The organism is Nonomuraea sp. SYSU D8015 (assembly GCF_008065375.1).
In the GTDB taxonomy this organism is placed as follows: domain Bacteria; phylum Actinomycetota; class Actinomycetes; order Streptosporangiales; family Streptosporangiaceae; genus Nonomuraea.
The window spans coordinates 154,040-177,074 of record NZ_MU084033.1 but is presented as its reverse complement, the minus strand read 5'-3'; the positions used below and the strand labels follow the sequence as shown (position 1 = coordinate 177,074).

Here is a 23,035-nt window from a genome sequence, read left to right as displayed (position 1 = left end):
GTCCTACGGCTCCCGCGGGCCCGCAACCCCTCACGATGAAAGGTCCTTCCATGCACACCATTCAGTACGGCACCCGCAACGCCGACGGCAGCATCATCGAGCATCACGTCGTGCATGTCCCTACCTGGATGCAGGCTCGCGGGCAGACTTTAATGCGCGGATCCCAGTCCGCTGTGACGGTCTACCGGGTGGTCCGCGAAGACCGTTTCTCGGCCAACCATGTTGGCGAAGCCGTCACTGAGTGGGCGGAGTTGCCCGCCGACGCCGCGATTCAGTTCGGCATCGCCGACGACTCGGGAGACGTCACCCGCGCCTTCAACCCCGATGAGATCTGCCACCTTCTCACCCTGCACGCCCACACGGGCGAAGGCCCCGACCACGGGCCTGCCCACGGGCGCGGACGCATCGTCTACCGCGCCGTCACCGTTGACTACCGCGACCACGCCACCACGCCCCTCACTGAGTGGCAGCCCCTCTACCCCGCATCTTGACCGACGCCTCGGGCGGCGCACCTCGCGCCGCACCCGCGCGTGCGCGGCACGTTCGCCGATGCCTTGGATGTGGCCCTGAACCAAGCGCATGAGATGCTGCCGCACGCGATCCTGACCGCCATAGCAACTTCCATATGGAAACTTCTGCTTCCGACGTCCCTTGCCCCGGGTAGATCCGGTAACTCTTCTCGGATTTACCCGTGGGGCCGTCCATACCAGTTGGCGACCTTCCCTTACGTGCATGGCATTGCCCATCGCCTATAGCGACGGCGCGCCACATGGCACTGTCACACCTGCCGTGTCCTAGCCCCCACTCGAATTCCGGCTTACCAGGAGGGACGGCCATGGGCAGGCAATCCAGAACAGCTGCGGTCATGGATGGGCAATCCATATCGTGCCACAGGCGAGGTAGCTCCTAGCTCGTGTCCAGGAATCACCGCACGAGGTTCTTTGCTGCGAGAATCCGCGCTGCTCATTTCCACCCAGAGCGCACCAACCCAGTAAGTAACCTTTCCTGCTTATATTGGCGCAGCAAGCGCGCCTTCCTGGCCTTTCAGCGCGAGATTCTCTCCCCTAGCGCATGCACAGAGGAGCAGTAGCGAATTCCGCGCAGCAGCGCCACTTGGCTCGCGATTCCACCCCTTCATGCGCCTCGCACCGGCGCAGCTGCGGAAAAGGGCTATCTGGAGACAAACCATGAGCTTCGAACTTAACTTGCACTTTCAACTCGACCTGTTCGATCAGAAACCGCCAGACCATGTTGTCGAGCGGCCCAGTAAGCTCCTGACACAGAACTCACAGCTACGCCAAGAGGGCATCTGGAACTGGACTCTGCCAGCCCTGTATGCGAAACTGCCCGATGGCAGGAAGATCATCACCTGCCCTTCCGCCGGAAAATGCGCCGTCATTTGTTACGCGCGTTTTGGAGCTTACAGATTCCGCCAGGTCCGGGAACGGCATTTGGCCAACCTCGCCTTCGTCGTGGAGGATCTCAGCGGCTGGGAGCAAGCCATGACCACCGAACTGAGGGCCCGACGCTTTCAGGGGAAGTGGATCCGCATTCACGACAGTGGCGACTTCTTCAGCGACGACTATCTTTCGGCGTGGCTGCGCATCAGTCGCACTCATCCCAAGGTCAAGTTCTACGCATACACGAAGGAGGTAGAACGCTTCCGGCGATTGGTTGAGCCGAACCCGCCACCAAACTTCTTCTGGGTCTACTCGCTGGGAGGCAAATATGACGCCGACCTCGACGTTGCCGTTGACCGGATAGCGGATGTCTTTCCCACTCGGGAGGCCATAAGGGAGCGGGGTTGGCACGATCAAGAAGCGTCTGATCTGCTTTCAGTTACGGGAGCGAGCCCAGTAGGCATGGCCTGCAACCGGATCCCGACCGCGATTCGCCGTCTGGGAGACCGTACCTTGGGAGACTGGCAGCGGGAAAGCGACCGTAAGGCCGCGGATAGGAAGCGCTCGACCTGAAGGAGTCCGCCCGACCGCCGCTCGTGAGGCGCGCACAGCATCACTATCGAGGTCCCGGCGTCTGCCGCATCTCATGTCACCAGCGCCAGATCACAAACCGTTTTCATCTCCCATGGGTCCTGCGAGCCTCGCAGGACCCATGCCGTCATTTGTGGAGACCGCGCGGCGCTGGGCAAGGGCACCGAGGCCGGCCGCGCCAAACGGATGTGCGGACTACAGCCTCACCGTTGAGGCCAGGGGCGCACTCGAGGGATGAGCCCGTATCCCCGCCGTGCGAGTGCCGGACGACCGCGCGCACCGACTTGTCGCTGCTGGAAGTGACGCCCCACCTCGATTCCTGCGGCTGTTGGTTCGCACCTCGTCCCGGCGGCCCAGGGGGAGGGGAGTGAGGCGGCCCGGCTTCGTCTGTCCGTGACGGCGCTGAAGGACGTTCCTCTGTCGCGGCTTGACATGCTTTGGCTTCTGAGCCGCTTCCTTTGTCGGAGCGCTGGTGAGGCAGGTCGCACGCCAAATCATAAAGAGGCGTTTACATGTATGGTTTTCACGTCCGAGTCCCGGTTGGCACCTGGGACCCGACAGAACATCTCCGATCCGAAGGGAACTTCAATGACCCGCGACAACGGTCCGAAGTGGAAGGCGCTGGTGGAACGTCTCCGGCAGCTGGGCGACGTCCCCCTGGCGCAGTTCCTGCAGGACACCCAGCTCCCGCTGGAGGTCCTCTACCGCCGCAGGGAGGGCTGGACGGCTCTGCGGCGTGCCGCAGGCTTCGCCGCCGCCCCGCCCGATGTGGAACTGGACTCGCAGCTCGGCCGAGCGTTCGGCCGCATGCTGCACCTCGACGGCGAGCGCCTGTACTTCCTGTCGACGCTGCTGTACGGGCATCGTCCGACCAGCACACGCGAACGCCGCCTGCTGGCCATGCTGGACGTGACTCTGTGGGGCGGCACCGACTCCGTCACCGGCGCGAGCGAGCGGTTGAAGCGCCTGACTCGGGACCGGGCCGTCGAGGTCCGGGCACTGGCCGACGTCCTCGCACCCCGCAATCCCGATACGTGGCTCCAACTTCATGAGGACGTACCGGTGCACCTGCACGCTGACTACACGAAGAACGAGGTCCTGGCCGCCTTCGGCCTGGACAAACCGGCCTTCTGGGTAGCGGGCGTCAGGTACGTCCCCGAGTACCGCGCCGACCTGTTCTTCGTGACGATCGACAAATCCAGCAAGGAGTACTCCGACAAGACGCGCTACGCCGACGGCGCGCTCGATGAGCGGCACTTCCAGTGGGAGTCACAGAACACCCTGCGTACCAGCATGCCGACCGCCATCCGCTACATCGACGGAAGCAGCACGGTGCATCTGTTCATCCGGCACCACAAGCGCGACGAAGGGCTCGGCGCCCCGCCCTACACCTACGCCGGAACCATGCGCTACCTCCGGCACGAGCGTGAGCTTCCGATCCGATTCGTCTGGGAACTGCAGCACGCCCTGCCCGAGGAGATCCTGCGGTACGCCCTGATCGGCGGCTGACAGATCCGGCCACGACCCTCACGCGCACGCTCCGCGCTCCTTCGCGCGGAGCGTGTGTTCCACAGCCACTGCGGCCCGTGAGCACAGGCAGCCTGGGCGGCGCCGTTTGGGTTTGCCCCTCTCGGTGTCCCCGGAACTCCGTGATGGCCGCACACGACCTCTTGGCCTCGTGAACCGATCCGCTTTCACCTCATGCCGGTGACGGACGACACCGAGTCCGCAACAGCCACTACCTCGAAGGCGGCTCCGACCGCTTCATCACCCCCACACCCAGTCTGAACCCGAAAGGAAAAGCCGTGGCCCCGCGATATGAGATGGATGGCGCCGACACCGCATTGGAGATCGTCACACCTGACACGGACCCGGATGACCACTGCATCGACATGATGGCCGGGAGCCACGCGCTGGTGATCGGCAACCCGGACGCCACTGCGTTTGCGGTCGTGGGATCGCCCGAGGACCTGCGCGTATTCGCAGCGCGCGTCTGCGACCTGGTCGCGCGGGCACTGCCGGTCGACGCCACCGTCGAACCTGCGACGCCGCGCTCACACTCGCAGGGGATGGGGCCTTCATGAACCGCCAGCTGGCCCTGCGGCTCTCACCCGTGGTGGCGTTCTACCAGGTGGACATAGACGAGGCACAGGAAGTTTTGATCGAGTGGCGCCACCCCTTGCATCTGCCTGACGAGGAACACCCCCGCGGACGGCCCTACACACGCCCTTACGGCCGCATGGCTTTCATCATGGAGGACCGCGGCCGCCGAGCGGCCGCTGTCGTGCTGGCCAGCACCATCAATGCCAGCGTGTTCAAGGAGCGGGGTTGGCACCGGTACAACACCGTCGACCTCGCCCGGATCGCACGCAGCCCGGACCGCCGAGATCAGCAGTGCCTGCGGGCGGTGCTACGCTTCCCTGTCAAGTGCTTCTGTTCAGCTGCGCCGGCTTCCCGGGCCCTGCGACGGGCAGGATTGTCAGCTTCCGCGGGGGCTAGGATCCGTTCCGATGAGCGCGATAACGAGTGGAGCGGCCAGCCCGCCTCGCCGACATCCGGTCCCGCTGGCTCAGTGCCGCAACTGCCGCCTCCAGGGCGACCCGCTAGTAGCTGTCGGCCTCGTGAGCTCGCTGGGAACCGATCACGCCGACGACTGACGCGACGTTGACTGCTCGTCGTCGTGGACGACAAGGCACCCGGCCGTCGTCCCTGCGGCTCTGAGAAGCTGGCGGGTCGCCTTCGTGTATGCGCCCGATGTCGCGAGCTGCCATCCATACCGGCACCGTCACCAGGGGTGTTGCGCTGAGATCATCTCACGGTCGCAGACGGCTCTAGGAACAAGCTCCCAGAGAGAATCCTCCAAGAGGCCGAAGAAACCCGGAGCGCGAGAAACGAGACTGTCGGCATGATCGCAAAAGCCTTAGGACTCGTACTGGCCACCGCCCTGTTGCCCGGTGCACCGACCCCTCCGACCGAACTGCATGAGTGCGCGACCGCGACCACGCGCTGCGACGGCACCATCGAGGTCCCTCTCGATTGGGAGAACCCCTCCTCCGAACGCATCTCCGTAGCCTTCACCTTCATCCCGGCTAAGGACGCCGACGGCACGGTGGCGGCCAACCGCGGCGGGCCACAACCGGCTCTGCCGGCGACACCCGAGATTCAACAGGTTCTCGGGCCTGTCCTTGACCGGAAGAACCTGCTGGTCATGGATCCGCGCGGGATAGGACAGTCCTCGCCGCTGCTGTGCCCGGGAGCCGACCCCTTCAAGCCAGCGACCGTCGCCGCCTGCGCCAAGAGCGTGGGTCCCCGGGGCGCGTACTTCACCGCCGACCAGGCCTCGCACGACCTCGACGCGGTCCGGCGAGCGCTCGGCCTGGCCAAGATGAGCTACTTCGGCAACTCCTACGGCACCCTGTACGCCCAGGCATATGCGGCCCGGTACCCGAACAGCCTGGACGCGATCTTCCTGGACAGCTCGATGGTCATCGGTCGCGACGGCTACGCGGACCAGGGGTTCGACGCCCGGCTCGACTACCTCGATCTCGTCTGCGGGCGGTCGAAGGCATGCGACGCGCTGCCGGGCAAAGCCTCTGGCATATGGACGAGGCTGGTGGACCGGCTGCGAAAGCAGCCCGACCCGGAGGTGACGCTGCACCAAGCACTCACCCTACGTGAGCCAGCCGAAGCGGTGCTCGGCCGGGAGAACGTCGCGGCCGCACACGCCTACCTCAACGGCGACCCGGCTCCACTACGCCGTCTGGCCCGGCTGACCCCCAAAACCATCCCGCCGTTCAACCCGCCGTGGCTTGCGGGGCATATGGCCTTCCGTTGTGGCGACGGCTCCTTCCCATTCGACCGGCTGGCATCGGCAGCCGAGCGTCAAGCGCAGGCCGAGCGGTACTACGATCGGGAACGCCCGATGGCGCCCTATCAGCCCACCGACTTCTTCCCCACCGAGGCGGTCGCCAGCCAGGAGTGGTGCATCAACTGGCCAACCCCGCGACACAGCCCGCCGCGCCCGCCCGGACAGGCGCTGCCCAACGTACCCATCCTGGTCGTGGCAGGGGACTTCGACGTCAACCGCCCCGCCGAGGTGGAGCGTTCACTTCGGGTCTTCCCGAACGCTACCGTCATCCGGATTCCGTTCGGCATTCACGCGCAGTCCTTCCTCCCGTCGCCGATGGGTGACTGCGTGCGCGGCATGCTGCGCACCTTCCTGACCACCAAGCGGGTGGTCGACCAGAAATGCACCGGTGAGAACTACCGCGCCGTCGGCGCATTCCCGCAAAAGCTCAGGGACGTGGCGCCGCACCCGGCCCGCAAACTCAGCCCCGGCCAGCGGCGGATCCTCGCGGCCGCCTTCGCCACCGCCGCCGACGCCACCGCCCGCCGCAATCCTCACGCCTTCTACTACTTCGGGCGGCCGAACGAGCCGGGGCTGCGCGGCGGCCAGGTCACCTTCGGCCAGGACATCACCCTCGACAGCGTGCGGTTCGTACGCGACCTGCAGGTCAGCGGCCCCATCAAGCTCACCCCAGACGGCCGCGCCACCGCCACGCTCCGCGCCGAGACCGGCGGGCGCACCCACGAGGTAACGCTGACCTGGACGGCGTTCGGAACCCGACCGTCCCTGTCCGGCACCTTCGACGGCATCCCCTTCGCCTAGACCATATGCCGAGGATCCCCATGTTGGTCTCGTTCCCGCGTGTCGGTGCGGCGGTTGGGTTCGAGTTCGGGTAGCCCGTGTGGGATGGCGTCTTACTGAGTGGTGGGATTCGTGACGATCAGTCACAGATTTCTAGCAGAGGTGAGCCATCGTGTGACGGTCGGAGGAAAGCGCTCATCCTTCGCCATGGCCCCGGTCGGGCAGCTCAGCGGGGACCCAAGGGGGTGTAACCCCAGGGGTATCAAGCCCGGTCGGGCCGGAGCGTGAAGACGTTGTCGGGCGGTGGGGTGGGAGCAGACGGGGTCGGCCTGGTGTGAGTGAGGACGGCGCTGGCGAGGGTCAGGCTGGTCACCAGTTGCCGTAGCTCTTGGAGTTCGGTGTTCTGGTTGGCGATCGTCTTCTTGAGCGTGGTGATGGTCTCCCGAAGCTTTTGTTCGTGTTCGGGGACCTGCTGGGTTTCGGTGCGTACCCGTTCGTAGAACTCGTGCTTCAGGTCGACGTGCCGTTTGAGCAGAGCCATGCGGTGAACGCCTGCCTCGGCGGCGAGGGCGACGATGGTGAGGCTGCCGTTGGAGGAGGTGGCCTCGTCGTTTAGGAGCCGGTCCATGGCCTGGCGGATGCGGGTGCGCTCGTTCTGGTGTTGTTGGTTCATGCGACGTCCTCTGCGGCTCGGGCGGTGGCGTCGTGGTTGTCGGCGAGCTCGCGCAGCTTGGCGGCGTTCTTGCGCAGCTTCTTGGCCATCGGTTCGGGTGAGTGGGCGGCCCGCTGGTCGATCTGGTCGGCTTTTTGGCGAAGCTGCTGGGCGTGGGTGTCGGTGCGGACGGCGTTGCCGCACCCGGTCTGGCAGGCGTATTGCCTGGGCGCGGTTGCACCCGGATCGGGTTCGCAAAGCGCATTATCGTGTTTGAACGCGCAAATTAGGAAGGCGTCCGAGTTGTCGTAGAGGACAACGCCGTCGCGGGCGAGGAACTTGGCGGCTTTCTTGGCGAACCCCCTGGTGACGTGCTGGCCCTCGAAGCGTGGGGTGTCGGCTGCGGCGGCGAGAGCTCGGCGAGCGGCGGGCCCGGAGATCCTCTCCCCAGCGGCGGCCTGGTCGCGCAGGTGGGCTGCTGTGTCGGCGGCGGCGAGGGCGGTTTCAACATCCAGGACGCTGTGGATGCCACGGTGGTTGCGGGATGCGTAGCCACCGGAGGTGCGGGTGTCCAGGACGGTGCGCATATGCCCGTACTGGATGGCGAGCGCGATCAGACCGCCGGGGCGGCGGGCGATGTGCCAGGCCAGGGTTCTGCGGAATCTGGCCAAGCCGATCGCGCCGTGCGGATCCTCGGGAATGACCTGGTCGGTCAGGCCCTGGGTTTCGGCTTCGCGGTTGGCCCAGGCCACGAAGTCTTCGATCCGCTGATTCAAGCCATTGTTTTTCAAGGCGCCGGGATGCCCCCGTTGAGAGGTGAAGTCGTGATGGGCGGCGCTGAGCAGGAGTTCCTCCGGGGGGACGATCCGTTCCAGGACCCGGATGGCATGCACGACGGGTGCGATGGCGACCCAGGGGACGCTGCGAAGTTCCCCGGCGGAGACATGGTTGCCGTCGTCGTCGATCACGTTCTTGTAGTGATGGCCGTGGATCAGATTCGGCTCTGGGCCCTCATCGCCGATGCCAGTGTCGCCTTCGGGAGAGATGCGAATCAGATGCCGCCCGGAGGAACCCTCGAGATCAGGGGCGGGGTCTGGGCAACAACCGGATCTCAGGCCTTGCACTTCCTGCGGGCGCATACCAGTCAGATAGAGGCAAATGATGATCGCGGCGGTGCCCAGATGCCGCATCAGCTCGGCCGCCTCGGTGAAGTCCATGTACTCGCGCCAGGGTCTCCCGTTGATCTGCCCAGAGACCGGGACCTGGAGGGGGCATGGTCCTGGCCGCTGGGCGGCCAGGACTGTGAGCTGGTGCTTGTGTTTGAAATAGTCGACCTGCTGAAAGGAGGCGCCGGTGCGGCCGGCGATGTAGGTGCGGGCCAGCATTCGCTCTCCCCTGTGCGCGATGCTGGGCAAAGCGGCACCGGTTTCCAGAAGCGGTAGCAAGTACCCCTCAAGGGCCACCCGGCTTTCGGGGGTGGAGCGGTTCTCGGCGGCGCGTGCGTTCAGTTGCCGGACTTCCGCCCAGGCGACCAGGATGTCGTCAGCGAGATCGTCCACCATGCGGATCGCCCAGATCAGCAACGGGCCGAGAACCAATGGGGACAAGGGTTCGGTCGTGTTCTCCCCGCCCTTGTCGATGTTGTCCTCGGGGAGGAAGTCGTCGATGCCCTCGTTCTCCCACGGAGGCTGAGTTACGCCGATCGGGCAAGCGCTGAGCTGGTCAAAGGCCCACAAGTCCGTCAGCCTGGAGCAGAGCCTCTCCGTCGCCTTGCGCGCCAGCCCGTCAAGCGCACGCTTGCGGACATAGCCGCGCCAATCGTCGCCGGTGCACTCGATGAGGCTGCTGACGCCGCGTTCATCCAGCCAGCGCGCCAGTCCCATCCAATCCGCGCAGGTGTCCTTCATCTCCTGCGCTGATGCCCGGCCGCGGGCACGCCTTCCTCGTGTTTGGAGATAGGTGGGCCGAAGCTGGCCGTTGATCATGATCCAGGTGATGAGTTTGAGCTGGTCGAGGTAGGAAGGCGGGCAGTTCCTCCAGTTGATTGCCGTCAAACTGGCGCTGGGGTTGTCGATGAGCGGGGCCAGCGACCAGTCCAGGTCGTGGTACTGGGAGTTGGCGTAGGTGTTGCCGCGCCTGATCCACTGGGGCAGCACTACCGGACTGCCGGGGGCGGGGAGCGCCAGGATGTAGGGATCGTGTTCGAAGGCCGGGACGGCGGTCACGGGGCAAGGTCCCCCTTCACCAGAAGGCGGACGATGGTGTGATCGTCGGTAGTGGCGCGTTTCAGAGCGCTCTTCCAGGCGGCCGGCCCGACCGCCTTGCGCAGATCCTCCAGCCGCAACATGTGGTCACGCCACCACCGTTGCCAGGCTCGGTCATCCAGGGCCGACCGCAGGCTCTCCAACTGGTGGTGCAGGTAGGCGAGGCGGGGGTGGTGTCCTGGATGAACGCGGGCGTTGCGGCAGCCCAGGCAGTCCAGGAAGTCGGCTCCGCAGCCTTCCCCCGGGGAGGGCCATGGGCTGGTCGCCTCGTCCGCGCAGTCCACCGTCGCGGTCTGTCCGTGGTCAGGGTCGGGCTCCTGAGTGAGCTGCCCACCGAAGACGACCGCCTGCGCCTGCTCCACAGCCTCTTGGGCGCCGGCTTGGATGACGGCCCGGGACGCCCGTTGAACGTGTTCGTTGGGCAACACGTAGACGCCGTCGTGGGTGCCCTGGGTGTGCTGCATGGGTCGACCCTCGCGGGTCACCGTCGTCCGCCGAGACCGCTCGAACGGCGAACCACCACCCATCCTGAGCCCGAACTGCCTCGCGTCATAGCCAGAGATACCGAAGACCAAAGGCCCCACCGGGCGCGGACGGTCCAGGTTCCCGTCCGCTCGATCGGGAAAGAATGAACGCGCGACCATCAGAAGGTCGGTCCCCGGCGCCAGACGAGCAGCCAAAGTCCTGCCAGCGGCCGTAGCTTCCAGCGCTTGGGTGATCAGCCTGCCAGGTGAGTCCGCCCCCGAGTCGGTGATGTTCTCCGTGGAGAACCAGCGACCGTTGCCCGCCCGCCTCTTCTCGACCGTGACCTTGTAGGTCACCGAGCTCGTCTCTCCGGCCGAGGGCATCGCGGTCGGAGCAGGTATCCGGTCATAAACCGACATGTTCCAAGCGAACCTGTCGGTCAGCAGCACAGCCAGCGACGTGAGTTCCTGCCGTGTCAGAAACAACCGGCCCCACGTGTGCGGCGAGGAACCGCCGCCCAGCAGACGACGATTCCTCGCATAGCGTTCGCCGTCTGAGAAGACCGTGCGGGGCACGTCCCCGGTGCGCCAGAGATGATCGAGGATCTGGCCGATGCGCCACTCACGGCTCCCCTCGGCCAGGTCACCGGCTTGCCAGCGCTCCAACAACACGGTGTTCTCCCGGATCCGCATCCAGGCAGACCGGAACTGCCGCTGCGCGGCAAGCAGCACCTGCTCCCGTTCGGCCTCGCTGTAGGACTTCCCGCTCGGCTTGGGCGCGGGCACCCGCCTGGCCAGTTCCTCCGCCACCGGCCCGCTGGCCAGCCGCGGATCTCGCTGCAGCAGAGTACGAACCAGGGACAGCATATTTCTTCCGGTCGAGCTGCCGATGTTGACGGTCCGCCACCGTTTGAGCATGGCCGGAGTCAGGTCGCCGAGATCCTCAGGAGGGCTGTCCAGCTCCGAGAGGAAGCGCGCGAAGTCGAGCACCGTCCTCCAGTAGGTGTCTGCGCTCCAATGGCTGGTCCATCGCTTGGACTGGGCAGCGAACACCTCGGCCAGTGAGCGCTGCATCGCCTCGGCGACCGGCAAGTCAGCGAAGTCGAACTCCTTGGCGTAGCCAGCTTTGTTGACCATGCTCACGACCAGCCCACTCAGGGCGAGCGGCGGGGCGACCTGATGGCCGGGCGGGGGCGGGACCGCGCGATGTCCCCGGCCGCTCATCCGGCCGCCTGATCTGTGACGAGGGTGTCGATGTCCTGGATGCCCGCGCTCTCACGGGCCAGCCGGGCGAAGACTCCGTCGAGATCTTCGATGTCGTGGCCCTCATCGGTAGTCTTGGCGGTCGCCAGGATCGACTCCAATTGCAGGTGGGCGACCGGGGCGAGGTAGTGCCTCTTGGTCGTCTCGACGCTCTGGTGTCCCAGGATCGTCTTCACCAACCACCACGGATCGCCGAACAGCAGCGCGAAGTCCCGCCGGTCGGCCTTGGTGAGCCCGTAGCGGGACTCAACCAGCTCGTTCAGCAGGATCAACATGTAAAGGGCCATCGAGTGCCGGCACGAGTGCGGTGTGGCGTACGGACTCTTGCCCCGTACTTCGGCCAGCCGGAAGTCCCGGTCAATCCTGCGTTCCTGCGGAGTGAGCAGGACCTGCTCGCAACGCAGGTTGGCACCTCGGAACACGCCGTTCCAGTTGGCCGGGTCCATCGGCAGGCCCTGCTCGGTCAGCCACAACCACCCCGGCTCCGGCCCGTCAGGGCCCTCCACGAACAGCCACTGCCGCTCCCGCCACTCCAGCCGGGCGAGTTCGCGTTCACCGGGCACGCCATCGGCGTCGACCCACTGCACCTTCGGCTTCATTCCGCGGGTGATCTTCGTGATCAGCCACATCACCGGCAGAGCGTCGTAGCGGCCCTTCTCCTGGGCGCGTTGGATCGCCCATGCTCGCTCCGAGGAGATGTAAGCCTCGACCTGGCCGACCGAGTCCGCCGAGGCGTAGAAGGTTCGGCTGCGCTTGGCCCGCGTCAACGCGCCAGCGATCTGGCCGTGCAAGTAACGGCCAGATCGCAGCCGCTGCGCCGGCAGCTCGAAGATCAGCAACGCCCCGCCCTCCTGCTTTCGCAGGCCCGAGGAGAGCATCAGCTTCACGAAGCTGGTGTTGCGAAGCTCGGTCCGACAGTCCCATTCAGCCGCGGCCACCCTCTCCAGGGTGTGGCCGCGCAACCCGACATCCATCCACAGACCCCAGGTCCGCGGCGTCAGCCACGACACCCGCGAACTGACCGCATCCGGCGCCTGGTCCTCGGGGTTGGAGATGTCGATCGGCAGCGGCGCCACCCTCGCCCACTTGAACAACTTGGTGAACGCGGCCGCCTCACGCTGCCACTTGGTCCCGCCGATCCGGGCCGGGTTCTGTGGAGCATCGCACCGCCAGTGCCGATAATCCGTAAGATCTTGCCTGGTCGCCGCTCGCCAGGGCACCCCGCGCGAGGACAGGAAGTTCAACAGCAGCCGGGTGTCGTTGGCGTAGTTGCGCTTGGTCTCCCGCTCCAACCGCTGAAACTTCGACGACCGCACGTAATCCAGCAGATCCCGATCAACCGTGCAGTCCGGGGCCAGGAACACTGGATCGCCCGGCCGCAGCCCTATCCGAGCCACGGCATCCGGCAGGTCACGTACCCCCAGAACGCCCTCCGCAGGCAGCGGTCCCCACCGCCCCGCATCCGGAACCCACTCCACACGCCACTCGCCCAACGGACATCTCCCTGACATTTTGAACATGCGTGAACACGCTAAGTATTCAGGGAAATCCTCATTACCCGCGAATATCTCGCCCCACTATGGCTGGGGACCTACTCTCGCTGGGATGCGCGGAGCGCCGAATTATGCGGACAACCCCAAATCGTGGCGTTGTCGAGTACGAGCCTGCCCGGCACGCCTGGCGATCTCTACCGATTCGACGGATGGAAGCGCTACCGCACCTCTCATGGCGCCAAGGGCGGGGGGCACCAGCGCCCCAGCGCGGCAAATGAGATTCACGACGGCGCACGGGGCCTGTGGGTTTATTCCTACCCGCAACCATTAACCCTGGGAAGCCCGATGGACGAGTCGGCGGCGGACTGGTCTATCGAATAGTTCGCCTGACCGATGCACACCCCGGCTGCCGACGGTCACGACTGTTCCCGGAACGGCAATGCCGATTCCAAGCAGCGGCCGGTAAGCCGTCAGACATGAAATAGATTGCGAGCATTTCGGTAACGTCAGAGTCGGCGTGGGGCGGCACCCCTGCGCCGACTTTCATCCTCCGCTCCGAAGGAATATCTCATGACCACGTCCGCCTCGCATACACGGAAGAACGCTGTAGCGCCTCCGGCTGACGATCAGCTCGCCCTCTTTCCCATGCTGGAAAGCGAATCCCCGCCTGGGGAAACCCTCTCGCCACTGGCGAAAGCGTGCGAGCCGACGTTTGGGGCGCACAAAGAGCAGCCTCCGCTGCTTAACTGGCTGTACAAGGCCTATATCGCTTTGGCCGAGGATCCGGCCGTCTTTGCAGCCAAAGACGCGCCCATCGTCTTCGGCGTAGGCAAGAGCCAGGTCCAGGCCCTCCGATTCTGGATGCAGGCCTTCAAGCTCGCCCTGGGAGAAGTCACGCCAGGGGCGCCGCAGAGGTTGCTGCTGACGGATCGAGCACACTGGCTGCTGCACGACCTGGGCGCCGATCCGTTCCTGGAGGAGGACGGCACCCTGTGGCTGCTGCATTACTGGATGCTGAGCACACCATGTCTGGTGCCGACCTGGTGGACCGTCTTGCAGCACCCGCTGTCCCGCACCAGCCGTCGAGACCTGACCGAGAACACCATGCGCCAGGCCCGGGAGGCGGGGTGGAAACCTTCCGAGAGCGCCGTCAGGCGAGACGTCGACTGCCTCGTCCGCATGTACGCCCGGGAAGCAAGCAGGCAGCGCGACAGCATCGAAGACGACCTCTTGCGCGTCTTCACGAGGCTGCCGATCCTCCAGCTTGACCAGGACATCCACCAGGTACGGCTCCCGCGTGGTCCCAGATTCAGCCTCCCGCCCGCGATCCTGGCCTACATATGCCTGGACTACGCGCACCACATCGACCCGCGGCCAGGCGCCCTATCCATCCACCGTCTCACCAGGGAGCCGGGCAGCCCCGGCAGCGTCCTGCGCATGTGGAGTGATGATCTGGAAAGAGCACTGGAGACCGACGTCCATGATGATCTGTGCATCATGGACTCGATCGGCGGGGATGTGCTGGCCTTTCGCCGGCCGCCGCTTCAGCTGGCGTGGGAGATCCTGGACAGCCACTACAACGGTGTTCGTGAGCGCCTGGGCATGCGCCTCGATCTTGCTGACGAGACCCGAACAGGATGAGTAGCGTCGAGGGCCGCCGCGGGCTGGAGGTTTGCGGCAGTTCTCGCAGCCACTCGGGTGACGGCGGTGCCAGCCTGCCCGCCCCAGTCGACGGCATCCCGCCGATCTGCCTGGCGCAAGATCGAGGACCAACTGACCGGCTAATTACGCCACTGACCGACCTCACCGGCTCGCCAGTTGCACCCATCTCCACGCCCTGCTGCCGGAAGTAGCCCAAGCACGGCCGTCGGACCGTCCGCCATACCCAGCCATGTCCAACCCCTCACCGATCCGGAGTTCCTGTTGGAGACCTGCGACCACTGCCCTGAAGCGGCCAGCATTCAGATCATCGCCATGGTGAGCGGCAAGCCACACCTGACCCAGAGCGCATGCGTCAGCCACATCAACTACCTCGACGACATCCCCACCCCCCGGCCCGGCATCACCCTGACTCGAGACCAGATCGAGGCATGGGCCGGCCGCTCGCTGACCAACGACGAAATCGCCACCTTGGACAACGCCATCCCGCTGTCGTCAATCCCCGAGGCCATCAACCAGATCGTCGGCGGCATGGAAGACGACGCCTGAGCACGACACCGCCGCCCCCACATCGGCGCACGCTCCGTCTTGTGCGGAGCGTGCCCTCCGGCCCCTGCCGTGACTCTAGGCGCAGATACCGGGCCATCGATCATGCTCCGGGGGCGGTGAACCCTTGCCCAGCTTGCGTTGTAACGCACCTTCCTCAAACCGCTAAGGACAGAAACCCATGAACTACATGATGCCGCTGCCCGTCGCGCCCCTCCGCGACGCCGACGGCTACACCATCGCCCAGCCAATGGTGGACTTCTGCATTCCCTCCGAGGTGTCCGGCTACATGGTGGCCGAGTTCACGCGGTGCACCGAGCCGGATGACACCCCGGCCGCGCTGTTCCACGGCCCATTCGCCGGCCACCTGGCCAAGCAGAAGGCGCACGCCTTCGGCGTCCGTCACATCGCTCCCTACGGCAACCACTGGACCGTCATTCCGCTCGCCTCCATCGCCATGTATCAGCGGCTGGATAAGCTCCGCGACATCGTCAACGATCATGAGCGCATCGACCACGGCGAGGAGTGGGACGCCAGGCGAGTGGCCGCTTACTTCGACGGCTATAGCGACATCCCCGGTCGCATCACGGAACCCGAGGCTCAGCGCCTCATCGATGCGCTCGTCAAGGAGCAGGTGCTCGTCCAGCTCGGCCGGCGCAAGGCATGGGCCGCCAACCCCCGCGTCGAACACTGAGCATGCTGCTTCGAGGCCGCCCCAGACACTACGTCAGGACTCGACCAGTGCCCTGGCCAGCTGATCATCAAGGAGAAATGTCATGGCTGTAGAGACACACCTGATCAAGCGCATATTCAACGCACATCTGTTCCTGGATGTGAACTTCGCGCTCCCCGTCCAGCTCCCAGGCACGGACCGCGTAGAACTTCACGTCAGCAAAATCGAGGTCATCTACCGCAGGGAGGAGAGCCAGGACGGAACGACGGAGTGGCAGACCTGGTCCTGGTGGCTGAAGGGCGTGTACTTTCGCGACGGCAAGCGAGATCATGAGCTGGGTGAGTACGCCAGCCTCTCCCAGGAAGAACTCCTCCGCTGGGACAACCCTGGCGAAGTCCCGGAGTGGCTGACGGAGGCCGTGGAGCGTGAACGCCGCAGGCTGACGTGAGAAGCAATCGCAAGCGCGGGCACAACGGACCGTCCTGCGGTGCGCCACTGTCGCCCGACGCCCCAACCGCAGGCCTTCGCACCGGTGAAGACATCGCCTCGTCGCTCAAGGTAAGGGGAGCACATATCCCTCGGCGAGAGACCCTTCTCTGAGGCGACGGGAGTCGACGGCGGCGGGCGTACCCACGGGATGCCCGCCGCCGGCACCTGCCCGACGTGTCGAGCCAGGTCCGCAGCTGGAGCAGGGACGGGGCCTCATCGAGGCCGACAGCCCACAGCATGTGACACTCGCGATCAGGCGGCACAATGGACAGGTGAAGATCGATCGCAAGTACGCCCAGCGCATCGCCCAGGAGCACGCTCGCAAAGGGCGCGTCCATGCGAATCTGGCCGATGATGAGATCTCCACCGGTGCCATCGCCGAACTGACCGGGGTCGACCCGCAGACCGTGTCCCGATGGGCCAACCGCGATACCTTCCCCCGGCGGCGTCGGCGAGGAGTCTTTCCGCTGGATGAAGTCTTGGAATGGCTGAACAAGTACCACCGGCTCCGTCACGACAAGCCCAGCGACGACGAGTTGCTGACGCTCTACGAATTCGCCCGCCTGATCGGCGTCACCGAGCGCTCGGTCTCCCAGTACGCCGACGATCCCTACCTACTCGCGACCGCTAAAGAGGAAAATAGGGATCACAACGACCACCAGCGCTGGCCCTATCGCGATCTTCACCGCTTCTGGTACGAGATCCGGTGGAGCAGGGGAGAAGCTCCTAAGGGACGCGCTGATCCCTTGCTCGATGAGGTGATCGCGGTGCTACGCGAGAACGGCGAGGCGAGCGATCAGGCGATCGCTTCCGCCCTGCGCGCTGTGCACGGCGACATTGTCTCGGCGCGCATCAAGCGTCTGCGGCTGGCCGCGAAGAGTCAGCTTGCCATCGAAGATCCCCGCCGCGATCCCCTCTTCGGACGCACCGTCGCCTTGATGCGAGATGCTGCCGCTGCCCAGCAGCCGCTTTCTCGCAGGCGCCTCACGCAAGAACTGGGCATCGGCAGCCCGCCGCGGGCGAAACGTCTCATGGCCGCGGCCGCCCAGGAGCTGGGACAGCCGGAGTCGAGCTGACAATCACGTCAGCCGAAGCTCCACCGGCCTTCACATGACCAAGGCTTGGCGGCCCGACGGGTGCCGAAGGATCACAGCGTGATCGCCTTGGCATGTTAATGGCCGGCGACGTCCTCTGACGAGGTCCTCTGACGAGGTTGGCACCCGCCGCCGGCCTTCCGATCCGAAGGTCCGCTGTACCCAATCCCCTGCCGAAGCCGGTGAAGGTAGCCAAGCCTCCGTTCGATCAGGATACCCCTCCGCGGGCCGGCGCCCGACAATCTCTGGCGTCTCTTGTGGGCAGTGCTGCTCCCCTACGGAGGGCGGTTCGCGCTGCAGCCGACCCAACAATAAGGAGGCGTTTCACGGTATGAATTACACATGGCGCGGTGGGCACCCCGCGCCGTCACCTTTCCCCGATCCGAAAGAGGTCCCATGACCGACACCTTCGGCCTGCCCGATCGGAATCTCTTGCTGCGGCTTCGCGACATCGCAGCCACTCGGCAGCTGCACATCCTGGCCCTGGGCGCCGGAACCCAGTCGACCACGATCGCCCACCTGGCTGCGACCGGCGCCGTGCCCGACGTGATTCCACGCTTCGACGTCATGATCTTCGCCGACACAGGCTGGGAGAGCCGCCTGGTCTACGACCACCTGACACGCATCGAAGCCTTCGCCGCCGAAGCTGGCATCCCTCTGGTCAAGACCAGCAGAGGCAACATTCGCGAGGATGCGCTCCGACCCACAGGCCACTACTTCTCCATGCCCCTGCACACCCTGAGCCCAACCGGCCATCGAGGCATCATGAAACGCGGTTGTACTCGCGGCTACAAGATCGAACCATTGGAGCGGGTTGAGCGGGCCTTCCTGGGCGCCCCCATCGATGCCAACGGCAACGTGGGGAAAGTACCCGCCGGACGCGGTTGCGTGAAGTACCTGGGAATTAGCGAGGACGAAAGCCGCCGTGCGCTGGACGACGAGGCCATGCCGCGCTACTCGGAGGTCTGCCATCCGCTGATCGAGCTGCACGCGACCCGCCAGAGCTGCAAGACGTACCTGGCCAACAACAAGTTGGGAGATTGCCCCGAAAGCTCCTGCGTTCCGTGCCCCTTCCACGGCAACCGCCGCTGGCGCGAGATGCGCGATCAGCGACCCGCGGAGTGGCAGGCCGCCTGCGCTTTCGACGAGTCAATCCGCCATGGCCACCCCGCAGCGGGAACTCCGCTGAACGGTACCGCCTACCTGCATCGCGCACGGGTGCCCCTCAGCGAAGCGCCGATCGACGTGATCACTCCCAAGGAGCGGCGCGAGCAACAGGGTGAGCTCAACCTGGTGGATCTCGCCACCTTCGAGGAAGACCCGCCCGGTTGCGGTCTGTACGCCTGCCGCACGACCGAGATCCCTCAGGCGGCCGCGCTCGAAGCCGGAGCCTGAGCAGCGCACGACGTAGAGACCGCGTCTTAGACGCGACCGCGGCGCACCTGCTGCGTGGCGGCGGGAGGCCAACGTGGGCCCGCCGCCACGTAGCGACACTTGCCTGCAGCGGAGCGGCTTCGACGCCGTTCCACGCGCCGGCCAGGCGGTATCGCCAGCCGCTCATCGTGGGCCCGAAGGGCAACCTAGCCGCTCACAGCCGCGACGGCCGCCGGTTCTCCCCTCCCGCAGCTACTCCGCCCCATCGGACGAACCAGAGACAGCACATGCATGACATCCACCCGGCCCAGGACAACCAGCACCACGCCGTTCCCGTCACCGACGGGATTACGTGGGATCAGCTGCGCGCAGATGAGTGCGGCCCGTGCACGGCAGCCGCATGCAACATACCGCTCGTGGTCGCCACCGTGATCATCGACGGACGTCGGTATCCCGTGTGCCGCGAAGACGCCGAGCTTATCCCCGGATTCACCCCCAACCTGTCCGAAAGGAGCGTCACATGATGGATCACGATCTGCCGCTGGACAAGGAGGACCACGCCGCCCTGGCAGCCGAGGACGACGCCGCGCCGACCGGGACAGGTTTTCAGCCGAACCGAACCGCACGGCAGATCATCGCCAAGCTCGAAAAGGCAGGATTCACGGTCAAAGTCCCCAGCGCTCCGCATGGCTCGGCTTGGGAGCTGATTCTGGACAAATCCGGCACGCCGTGGTTCGGCGTGCTGTATGTGTCCCGGTGGAAGGGTCGCGCTCTGCGTGCCTCCATCACCTGGCACCCGCCCGGCCAGGCCTACGAGACTCGAAAGCCGGAAGGTCCGGCCAACATCCGATTCGTCATCGCCCAGGTGACTCCGCACGGATGGGCTGTCGGGGATCGCCTGACCACCTCGCCGCCACCGGCACCACCTACCCCCTGACCATGCGGGTCATCGGCTGCCCGCAGCGCAGGACGCCCGCGGCGGCAACGCCAGCGCGCGGGCTCCAGCCACCCGCGGGCGGCCCATCCACGAGGCCCAGCCCCCGCCACCACATCGCCGGAGGGCGGGACGACGTCAATAACGGTCGCTGGTTGGGCCCGGCGTGTTGCCCGGCGCCCAGCTCACGCACCTTCTATCTCCGCAATCGCTAGCCACCACACACACCAGCGAAGGGAACCCCGATGACATTCGCCGAGATGACCCCTGGCAAGCTCTACGCCATCCCGCCCCGTCCCGGCTCGCGGGACGCCCCCCAGGGTGTGCTCGTGCTGAGCGGCGACCTCTACCGGCGAACCGACGCCAGCAAGCGGGCCCCGGGTGAGCGCCCGGCGTTCGCCGGGAGCGGGCCCGGCCTGTTCGAGTTGGCCGGCCCGGGCCAGGGGCTGGATCAGAGCCTGGGCAAGGCCCTGAAGGTCGGTTACCCGGTCCTGGTCTTCGACGCCACCGATCGTCGCGCGCTGGAGTCCCTGCGCCGCCTGAGCCACGCCGAATTGGTGGCCCTCACGCACCCCTATCTGCAGGACATGCGCGGCCGCATTGACCTGTACTCGGGGGCCGAGCGACTGGCCGACTACACCGAGACCATGACCAAGTGGGGCGAGGACCTGGCCCACAGCGCCCGCCTGCGGATGATCAAGGCCGAAGAGGCGGCGAAGTTGGACGAGCGCGTCACCCGCCTCCAGAAGCTGGCCGAAGGGCGGCTCGGGCTGGATCCCTGCGACTGGGCCTATCCCCAGCCGGACGACTTCATCCCGCGTATCGGCCTGCCGGTAGCCGAGGTCGAGAAGCTCATGGATCTGGGCGACGGCGTGCTCAACCTCGTGGGCCTGGCCGACGAGGGCGTCACAGTCAACGGCCGGACCGCGCAGGAGTACCGCGATGACCTGTCGGAGCTGCGTAGCCAGGTCTGGCGCTTGATCCGCTCCCTGACGGGCTAGCCGCGGGCTAGCCGCGGGCTAGCCGCCGTGGCCGCAGTCGACCCGGTTTCCGGTCCGCTGCGGCCACTGCCGCTAGGTCGAATCCGAACCACCATCCATACCACACCCCCGAGGTAATCCACATGACCGCTGAGGCCCCCAGCGCCGCCACCATGCGCCGGATCACGTACTACCTGGAGATTGCCGAGCGCCCCACCACCGACCCTGTTGAGGCCGAGACGTTCCGCGAGCGGGCCTACCGGCTCATGGCCAAGTACCGGATTGAACGGTCGGCCGTCGGCACCGGCGAGGAGCCGGAGCTTCTGGCGAACGAGTGGATCGACGTGCCCGCACCCTACGCCATCGAAAAGATCGTTCTGCTGAACACCATCGTCAACGTCCTGGGCGCGGACGGCTACGTGGAGAGCGGCGGCGGCAGGCACCGCTACCGGGTGTACGGGTTCACCGGCGACATCCTCATGATCAAGACCCTGTTCGCGTCCCTGGTGGTGCAGGCGGCCAACGCGCTGAACCGCGAGGAGATCCCGCCGCTGCCGCCACTGACCGAGACCCTGCTCCGGATAAGCCCGCGTCGTCTGAAGGCCCGTAGGCGGGCCTGGATGACCGGCTGGAAGAGGACTTTCCTTCGCGGGTTCGCCAACGCCGTCGGAGACAAGTTGGCGGCCATGCAACGACCCGAGACCCCCGAATTGGAAGGGGGCACAGCCCTGGTCCACGTCGGCCGCCGCGACCAGGTGGCGCGCTACTTCGCCGACAACGTGCCACGCGACGTCAAGGCGTCCATGACCGTGGCGACCGGAAACGGGATGGACGCCGGTACCCAGGCAGGCCGCCAGGCCGACATCGGCGCTACGCGCATCGGCAGGCCCGCGGCCGGAGCCATCGAACGCTGACCCAGATAACCCCGAAACGCGACCGCACGAGCGCGTCGGCTCCCGCCCTGGGCACTTCGCCATCCCCCACCACCGAAGCAAGAACGCACCATGCGCGCCGCGCTGAGCCCATCCAGCCATAAAGAGGCAAATAGCGGTTTAATGACAACAGCGACGCGGCCTGCCCGCGTGCATTCTCAACCGTCGCCCGATGCGGCCACTTGATCGCTTCCGCACCGTCAACCGATTCCAGGAGGCACCACCATGGGAACACGCTATGAATTCTTCGACACGCAGTGGACGACAATGACTGTCCACGCCGCCGGTGCACCGGTCGAACTCGCCGATTATGATCACGACGTACTCCAGAAGCACGCCATCAACATCACCGACTACGACGACGGCGCCCTCATCTTCGGAAGTAAGCGGGCGCTCGTGGAACTGCTGGAGAACGCGTTGCGGCAGGCTCACGCGTTGCCGGAGGACCCGGATGAGCAGGCCGAAACTCCGGAACCGGAAGACGGCCAGCCCACGCCGGCGGAGCCCAAAAGGGCCGATACGCCGGATCAGGAGTCGCACCAGTGAAGATTGTCATTCCCCTTCCCGCGCCGTCCCGCGACGCTGTACCTGCCCCCGGCCAGGTCTACATCCACCATGACGGATCGTGGCAGTGCGGATGCGGCAACAACCCGGCCGCCCGCGGCCCCGGCTGGCACGCCTGTACCGCCAGCGGCGACTTGCTGGCCAACGAGCAGTACGCCAATGGCGAGGAGAATCCCGCCTGGAAGGGATACGTCTGGTGCGCCGGGTGCGGCGAGATCATCGCCGATGGCCGCACGCTGCTCTTCCCCGAGATCTGAACGCCCTCTCCGAACGGGCCTGACAAACCTCCACCTCGGTCCGCACGCAGACCGCCGCCGCCCCGCCGTGGGCGGAGGCGGCCTCGCGCAACCGCGTCAGCAGAACCACTACGAAAGAGGATCACATGTCTAGTGCCTCCCCCGACCGGCAGTTCTTCGAGGCTCTCGCCTTCGTCTGGGATATCACCGCTGCACTCGAACTCGTCGAGGGACGCCAGCCGAACCGGCGCATCAACGTCGACGACGTGGCCGACCTTCTTCGCCTCGTCTCCATTGACGAGAACTACGCCGCCACCGTGGATCTCACCAAGCCCATCCTGCTGGCGCCCCTTCCCGACCCCCGGACCGGCAAGCCTGACCGGGAGATGCCAATCGACGGCTGGCACCGCATCGCCCGCGCCCTGCACGAGCGCGTCACCACCCTGCCCGCCATCGCCCTGACGCCCGAAGAGGAACGCAAGGTACGCATCCGCGGCGGATCGATTTCTCCCGGTACGACCATTGAGGAGCCGACACCCGTACAAGACGAACCGTACGAGTACACCGTTGCTGGGAGTCCTGTGGCGGTCTTCCGCGCCGACGACAGCCCTGTGATCCACATTGACCCGCTCCCGGGCGGCCGCACCCTCGACGGCAGCCTCGCTGACATGAGCCTCGATGGAGCCGAGAAGCTGAAGCTCTCCCTGCAGGCCGCACTCGACCAGGAGAAGGACTAGTGCTCGACTACCTGCATCGCGCCGCCGCGCTTCTCATCGCGG

The 23,035-nt window shown here is 65.9% G+C and carries 22 protein-coding genes; 18 read left to right on the top strand and 4 right to left on the bottom strand.

What is annotated here, in order from left to right; translation table 11 throughout:
• Window positions 1-50: 50 nt before the first annotated feature.
• From ID574_RS01695 to ID574_RS01675, 5 genes are all read left to right on the top strand, one after another.
• Window positions 51-491: a hypothetical protein gene (locus tag ID574_RS01695; RefSeq protein ID WP_188186971.1), complete on the top strand. Its 441-nt coding sequence runs from the start codon at window positions 51-53 to the stop codon at window positions 489-491.
• A gap of 696 nt (window positions 492-1,187) precedes the next feature.
• Window positions 1,188-1,973: a GP88 family protein gene (locus ID574_RS01690; RefSeq protein ID WP_188186970.1), complete on the top strand. Its 786-nt coding sequence runs from the start codon at window positions 1,188-1,190 to the stop codon at window positions 1,971-1,973.
• A 606-nt stretch (window positions 1,974-2,579) separates the two neighbouring features.
• Window positions 2,580-3,500: a DUF3427 domain-containing protein gene (locus tag ID574_RS01685; protein ID WP_188186969.1), complete on the top strand. Its 921-nt coding sequence runs from the start codon at window positions 2,580-2,582 to the stop codon at window positions 3,498-3,500.
• Window positions 3,501-3,796: 296 nt separating this feature from the next.
• Window positions 3,797-4,075, top strand: coding sequence for a hypothetical protein (locus ID574_RS01680; protein WP_188186968.1), 279 nt, complete (start codon window positions 3,797-3,799; stop codon window positions 4,073-4,075).
• 821 nt (window positions 4,076-4,896) lie between these two features.
• On the top strand, window positions 4,897-6,660 hold the full coding sequence (locus tag ID574_RS01675; protein ID WP_188186967.1) for an alpha/beta fold hydrolase: 1,764 nt from the start codon (window positions 4,897-4,899) through the stop codon (window positions 6,658-6,660).
• A gap of 241 nt (window positions 6,661-6,901) precedes the next feature.
• On the opposite strand, the gene ID574_RS01670 is transcribed toward ID574_RS01675, so the two are convergent.
• From ID574_RS01670 to ID574_RS01655, 4 genes are all read right to left on the bottom strand, one after another.
• The gene (locus tag ID574_RS01670) at window positions 6,902-7,312 is read right to left on the bottom strand and encodes a hypothetical protein (protein WP_188186966.1); all 411 of its coding nucleotides are present in this window, start codon (window positions 7,310-7,312) and stop codon (window positions 6,902-6,904) included.
• On the bottom strand, window positions 7,309-9,516 hold the full coding sequence (locus ID574_RS01665; protein WP_188186965.1) for an integrase: 2,208 nt from the start codon (window positions 9,514-9,516) through the stop codon (window positions 7,309-7,311). Before ID574_RS01665 ends, ID574_RS01670 begins: the two co-directional genes overlap by 4 nt.
• Window positions 9,513-11,162: a hypothetical protein gene (locus tag ID574_RS01660; protein ID WP_223166270.1), complete on the bottom strand. Its 1,650-nt coding sequence runs from the start codon at window positions 11,160-11,162 to the stop codon at window positions 9,513-9,515. The genes ID574_RS01665 and ID574_RS01660 overlap by 4 nt, the downstream gene beginning before the upstream one ends.
• Before the next feature lie 77 nt (window positions 11,163-11,239).
• Window positions 11,240-12,598: a hypothetical protein gene (locus ID574_RS01655; RefSeq protein WP_223166269.1), complete on the bottom strand. Its 1,359-nt coding sequence runs from the start codon at window positions 12,596-12,598 to the stop codon at window positions 11,240-11,242.
• Between the two features lie 747 nt (window positions 12,599-13,345).
• Between ID574_RS01655 and ID574_RS01650 the strand changes: the two genes are divergently transcribed.
• The 13 genes from ID574_RS01650 (at window position 13,346) to ID574_RS01590 (ending at window position 22,993) form a co-directional block, all read left to right on the top strand.
• Window positions 13,346-14,416 (top strand): DUF4007 family protein, encoded by a 1,071-nt coding sequence (locus ID574_RS01650; RefSeq protein ID WP_188186962.1) that lies wholly within the window; start codon window positions 13,346-13,348, stop codon window positions 14,414-14,416.
• A 282-nt stretch (window positions 14,417-14,698) separates the two neighbouring features.
• Window positions 14,699-14,983, top strand: coding sequence for a hypothetical protein (locus tag ID574_RS01645; RefSeq protein ID WP_188187015.1), 285 nt, complete (start codon window positions 14,699-14,701; stop codon window positions 14,981-14,983).
• A gap of 178 nt (window positions 14,984-15,161) precedes the next feature.
• Window positions 15,162-15,674, top strand: coding sequence for a hypothetical protein (locus ID574_RS01640; protein ID WP_188186961.1), 513 nt, complete (start codon window positions 15,162-15,164; stop codon window positions 15,672-15,674).
• Between the two features lie 82 nt (window positions 15,675-15,756).
• Entirely contained in the window at window positions 15,757-16,101 is a 345-nt protein-coding gene (locus ID574_RS01635) for a hypothetical protein (RefSeq protein WP_188186960.1), read from the top strand.
• Between the two features lie 313 nt (window positions 16,102-16,414).
• Entirely contained in the window at window positions 16,415-17,218 is an 804-nt protein-coding gene (locus tag ID574_RS01630) for a helix-turn-helix transcriptional regulator (RefSeq protein WP_188186959.1), read from the top strand.
• Between the two features lie 414 nt (window positions 17,219-17,632).
• A complete protein-coding gene (locus ID574_RS01625; protein ID WP_188186958.1) occupies window positions 17,633-18,631 on the top strand; it encodes an adenine nucleotide alpha hydrolase family protein in 999 nt (332 codons plus the stop codon).
• A gap of 266 nt (window positions 18,632-18,897) precedes the next feature.
• Window positions 18,898-19,134, top strand: a complete 237-nt coding sequence (locus ID574_RS01620; protein WP_188186957.1) for a hypothetical protein — start codon at window positions 18,898-18,900, stop codon at window positions 19,132-19,134.
• A complete protein-coding gene (locus tag ID574_RS01615; RefSeq protein WP_188186956.1) occupies window positions 19,131-19,547 on the top strand; it encodes a hypothetical protein in 417 nt (138 codons plus the stop codon). Before ID574_RS01620 ends, ID574_RS01615 begins: the two co-directional genes overlap by 4 nt.
• 242 nt (window positions 19,548-19,789) lie before the next feature.
• Window positions 19,790-20,545, top strand: coding sequence for a hypothetical protein (locus ID574_RS01610; RefSeq protein ID WP_188186955.1), 756 nt, complete (start codon window positions 19,790-19,792; stop codon window positions 20,543-20,545).
• Window positions 20,546-20,667: 122 nt separating this feature from the next.
• Window positions 20,668-21,438 carry a DUF2786 domain-containing protein gene (locus ID574_RS01605; RefSeq protein ID WP_188186954.1) on the top strand — a complete coding sequence of 257 codons (771 nt, stop codon included), beginning with the start codon at window positions 20,668-20,670 and terminating at the stop codon, window positions 21,436-21,438.
• A 243-nt stretch (window positions 21,439-21,681) separates the two neighbouring features.
• Window positions 21,682-22,002, top strand: a complete 321-nt coding sequence (locus tag ID574_RS01600; RefSeq protein ID WP_188186953.1) for a hypothetical protein — start codon at window positions 21,682-21,684, stop codon at window positions 22,000-22,002.
• On the top strand, window positions 21,999-22,277 hold the full coding sequence (locus ID574_RS01595; RefSeq protein ID WP_188186952.1) for a hypothetical protein: 279 nt from the start codon (window positions 21,999-22,001) through the stop codon (window positions 22,275-22,277). Before ID574_RS01600 ends, ID574_RS01595 begins: the two co-directional genes overlap by 4 nt.
• Window positions 22,278-22,402: 125 nt before the next feature.
• On the top strand, window positions 22,403-22,993 hold the full coding sequence (locus ID574_RS01590) for a hypothetical protein (protein ID WP_188186951.1): 591 nt from the start codon (window positions 22,403-22,405) through the stop codon (window positions 22,991-22,993).
• Window positions 22,994-23,035: the final 42 nt, after the last annotated feature.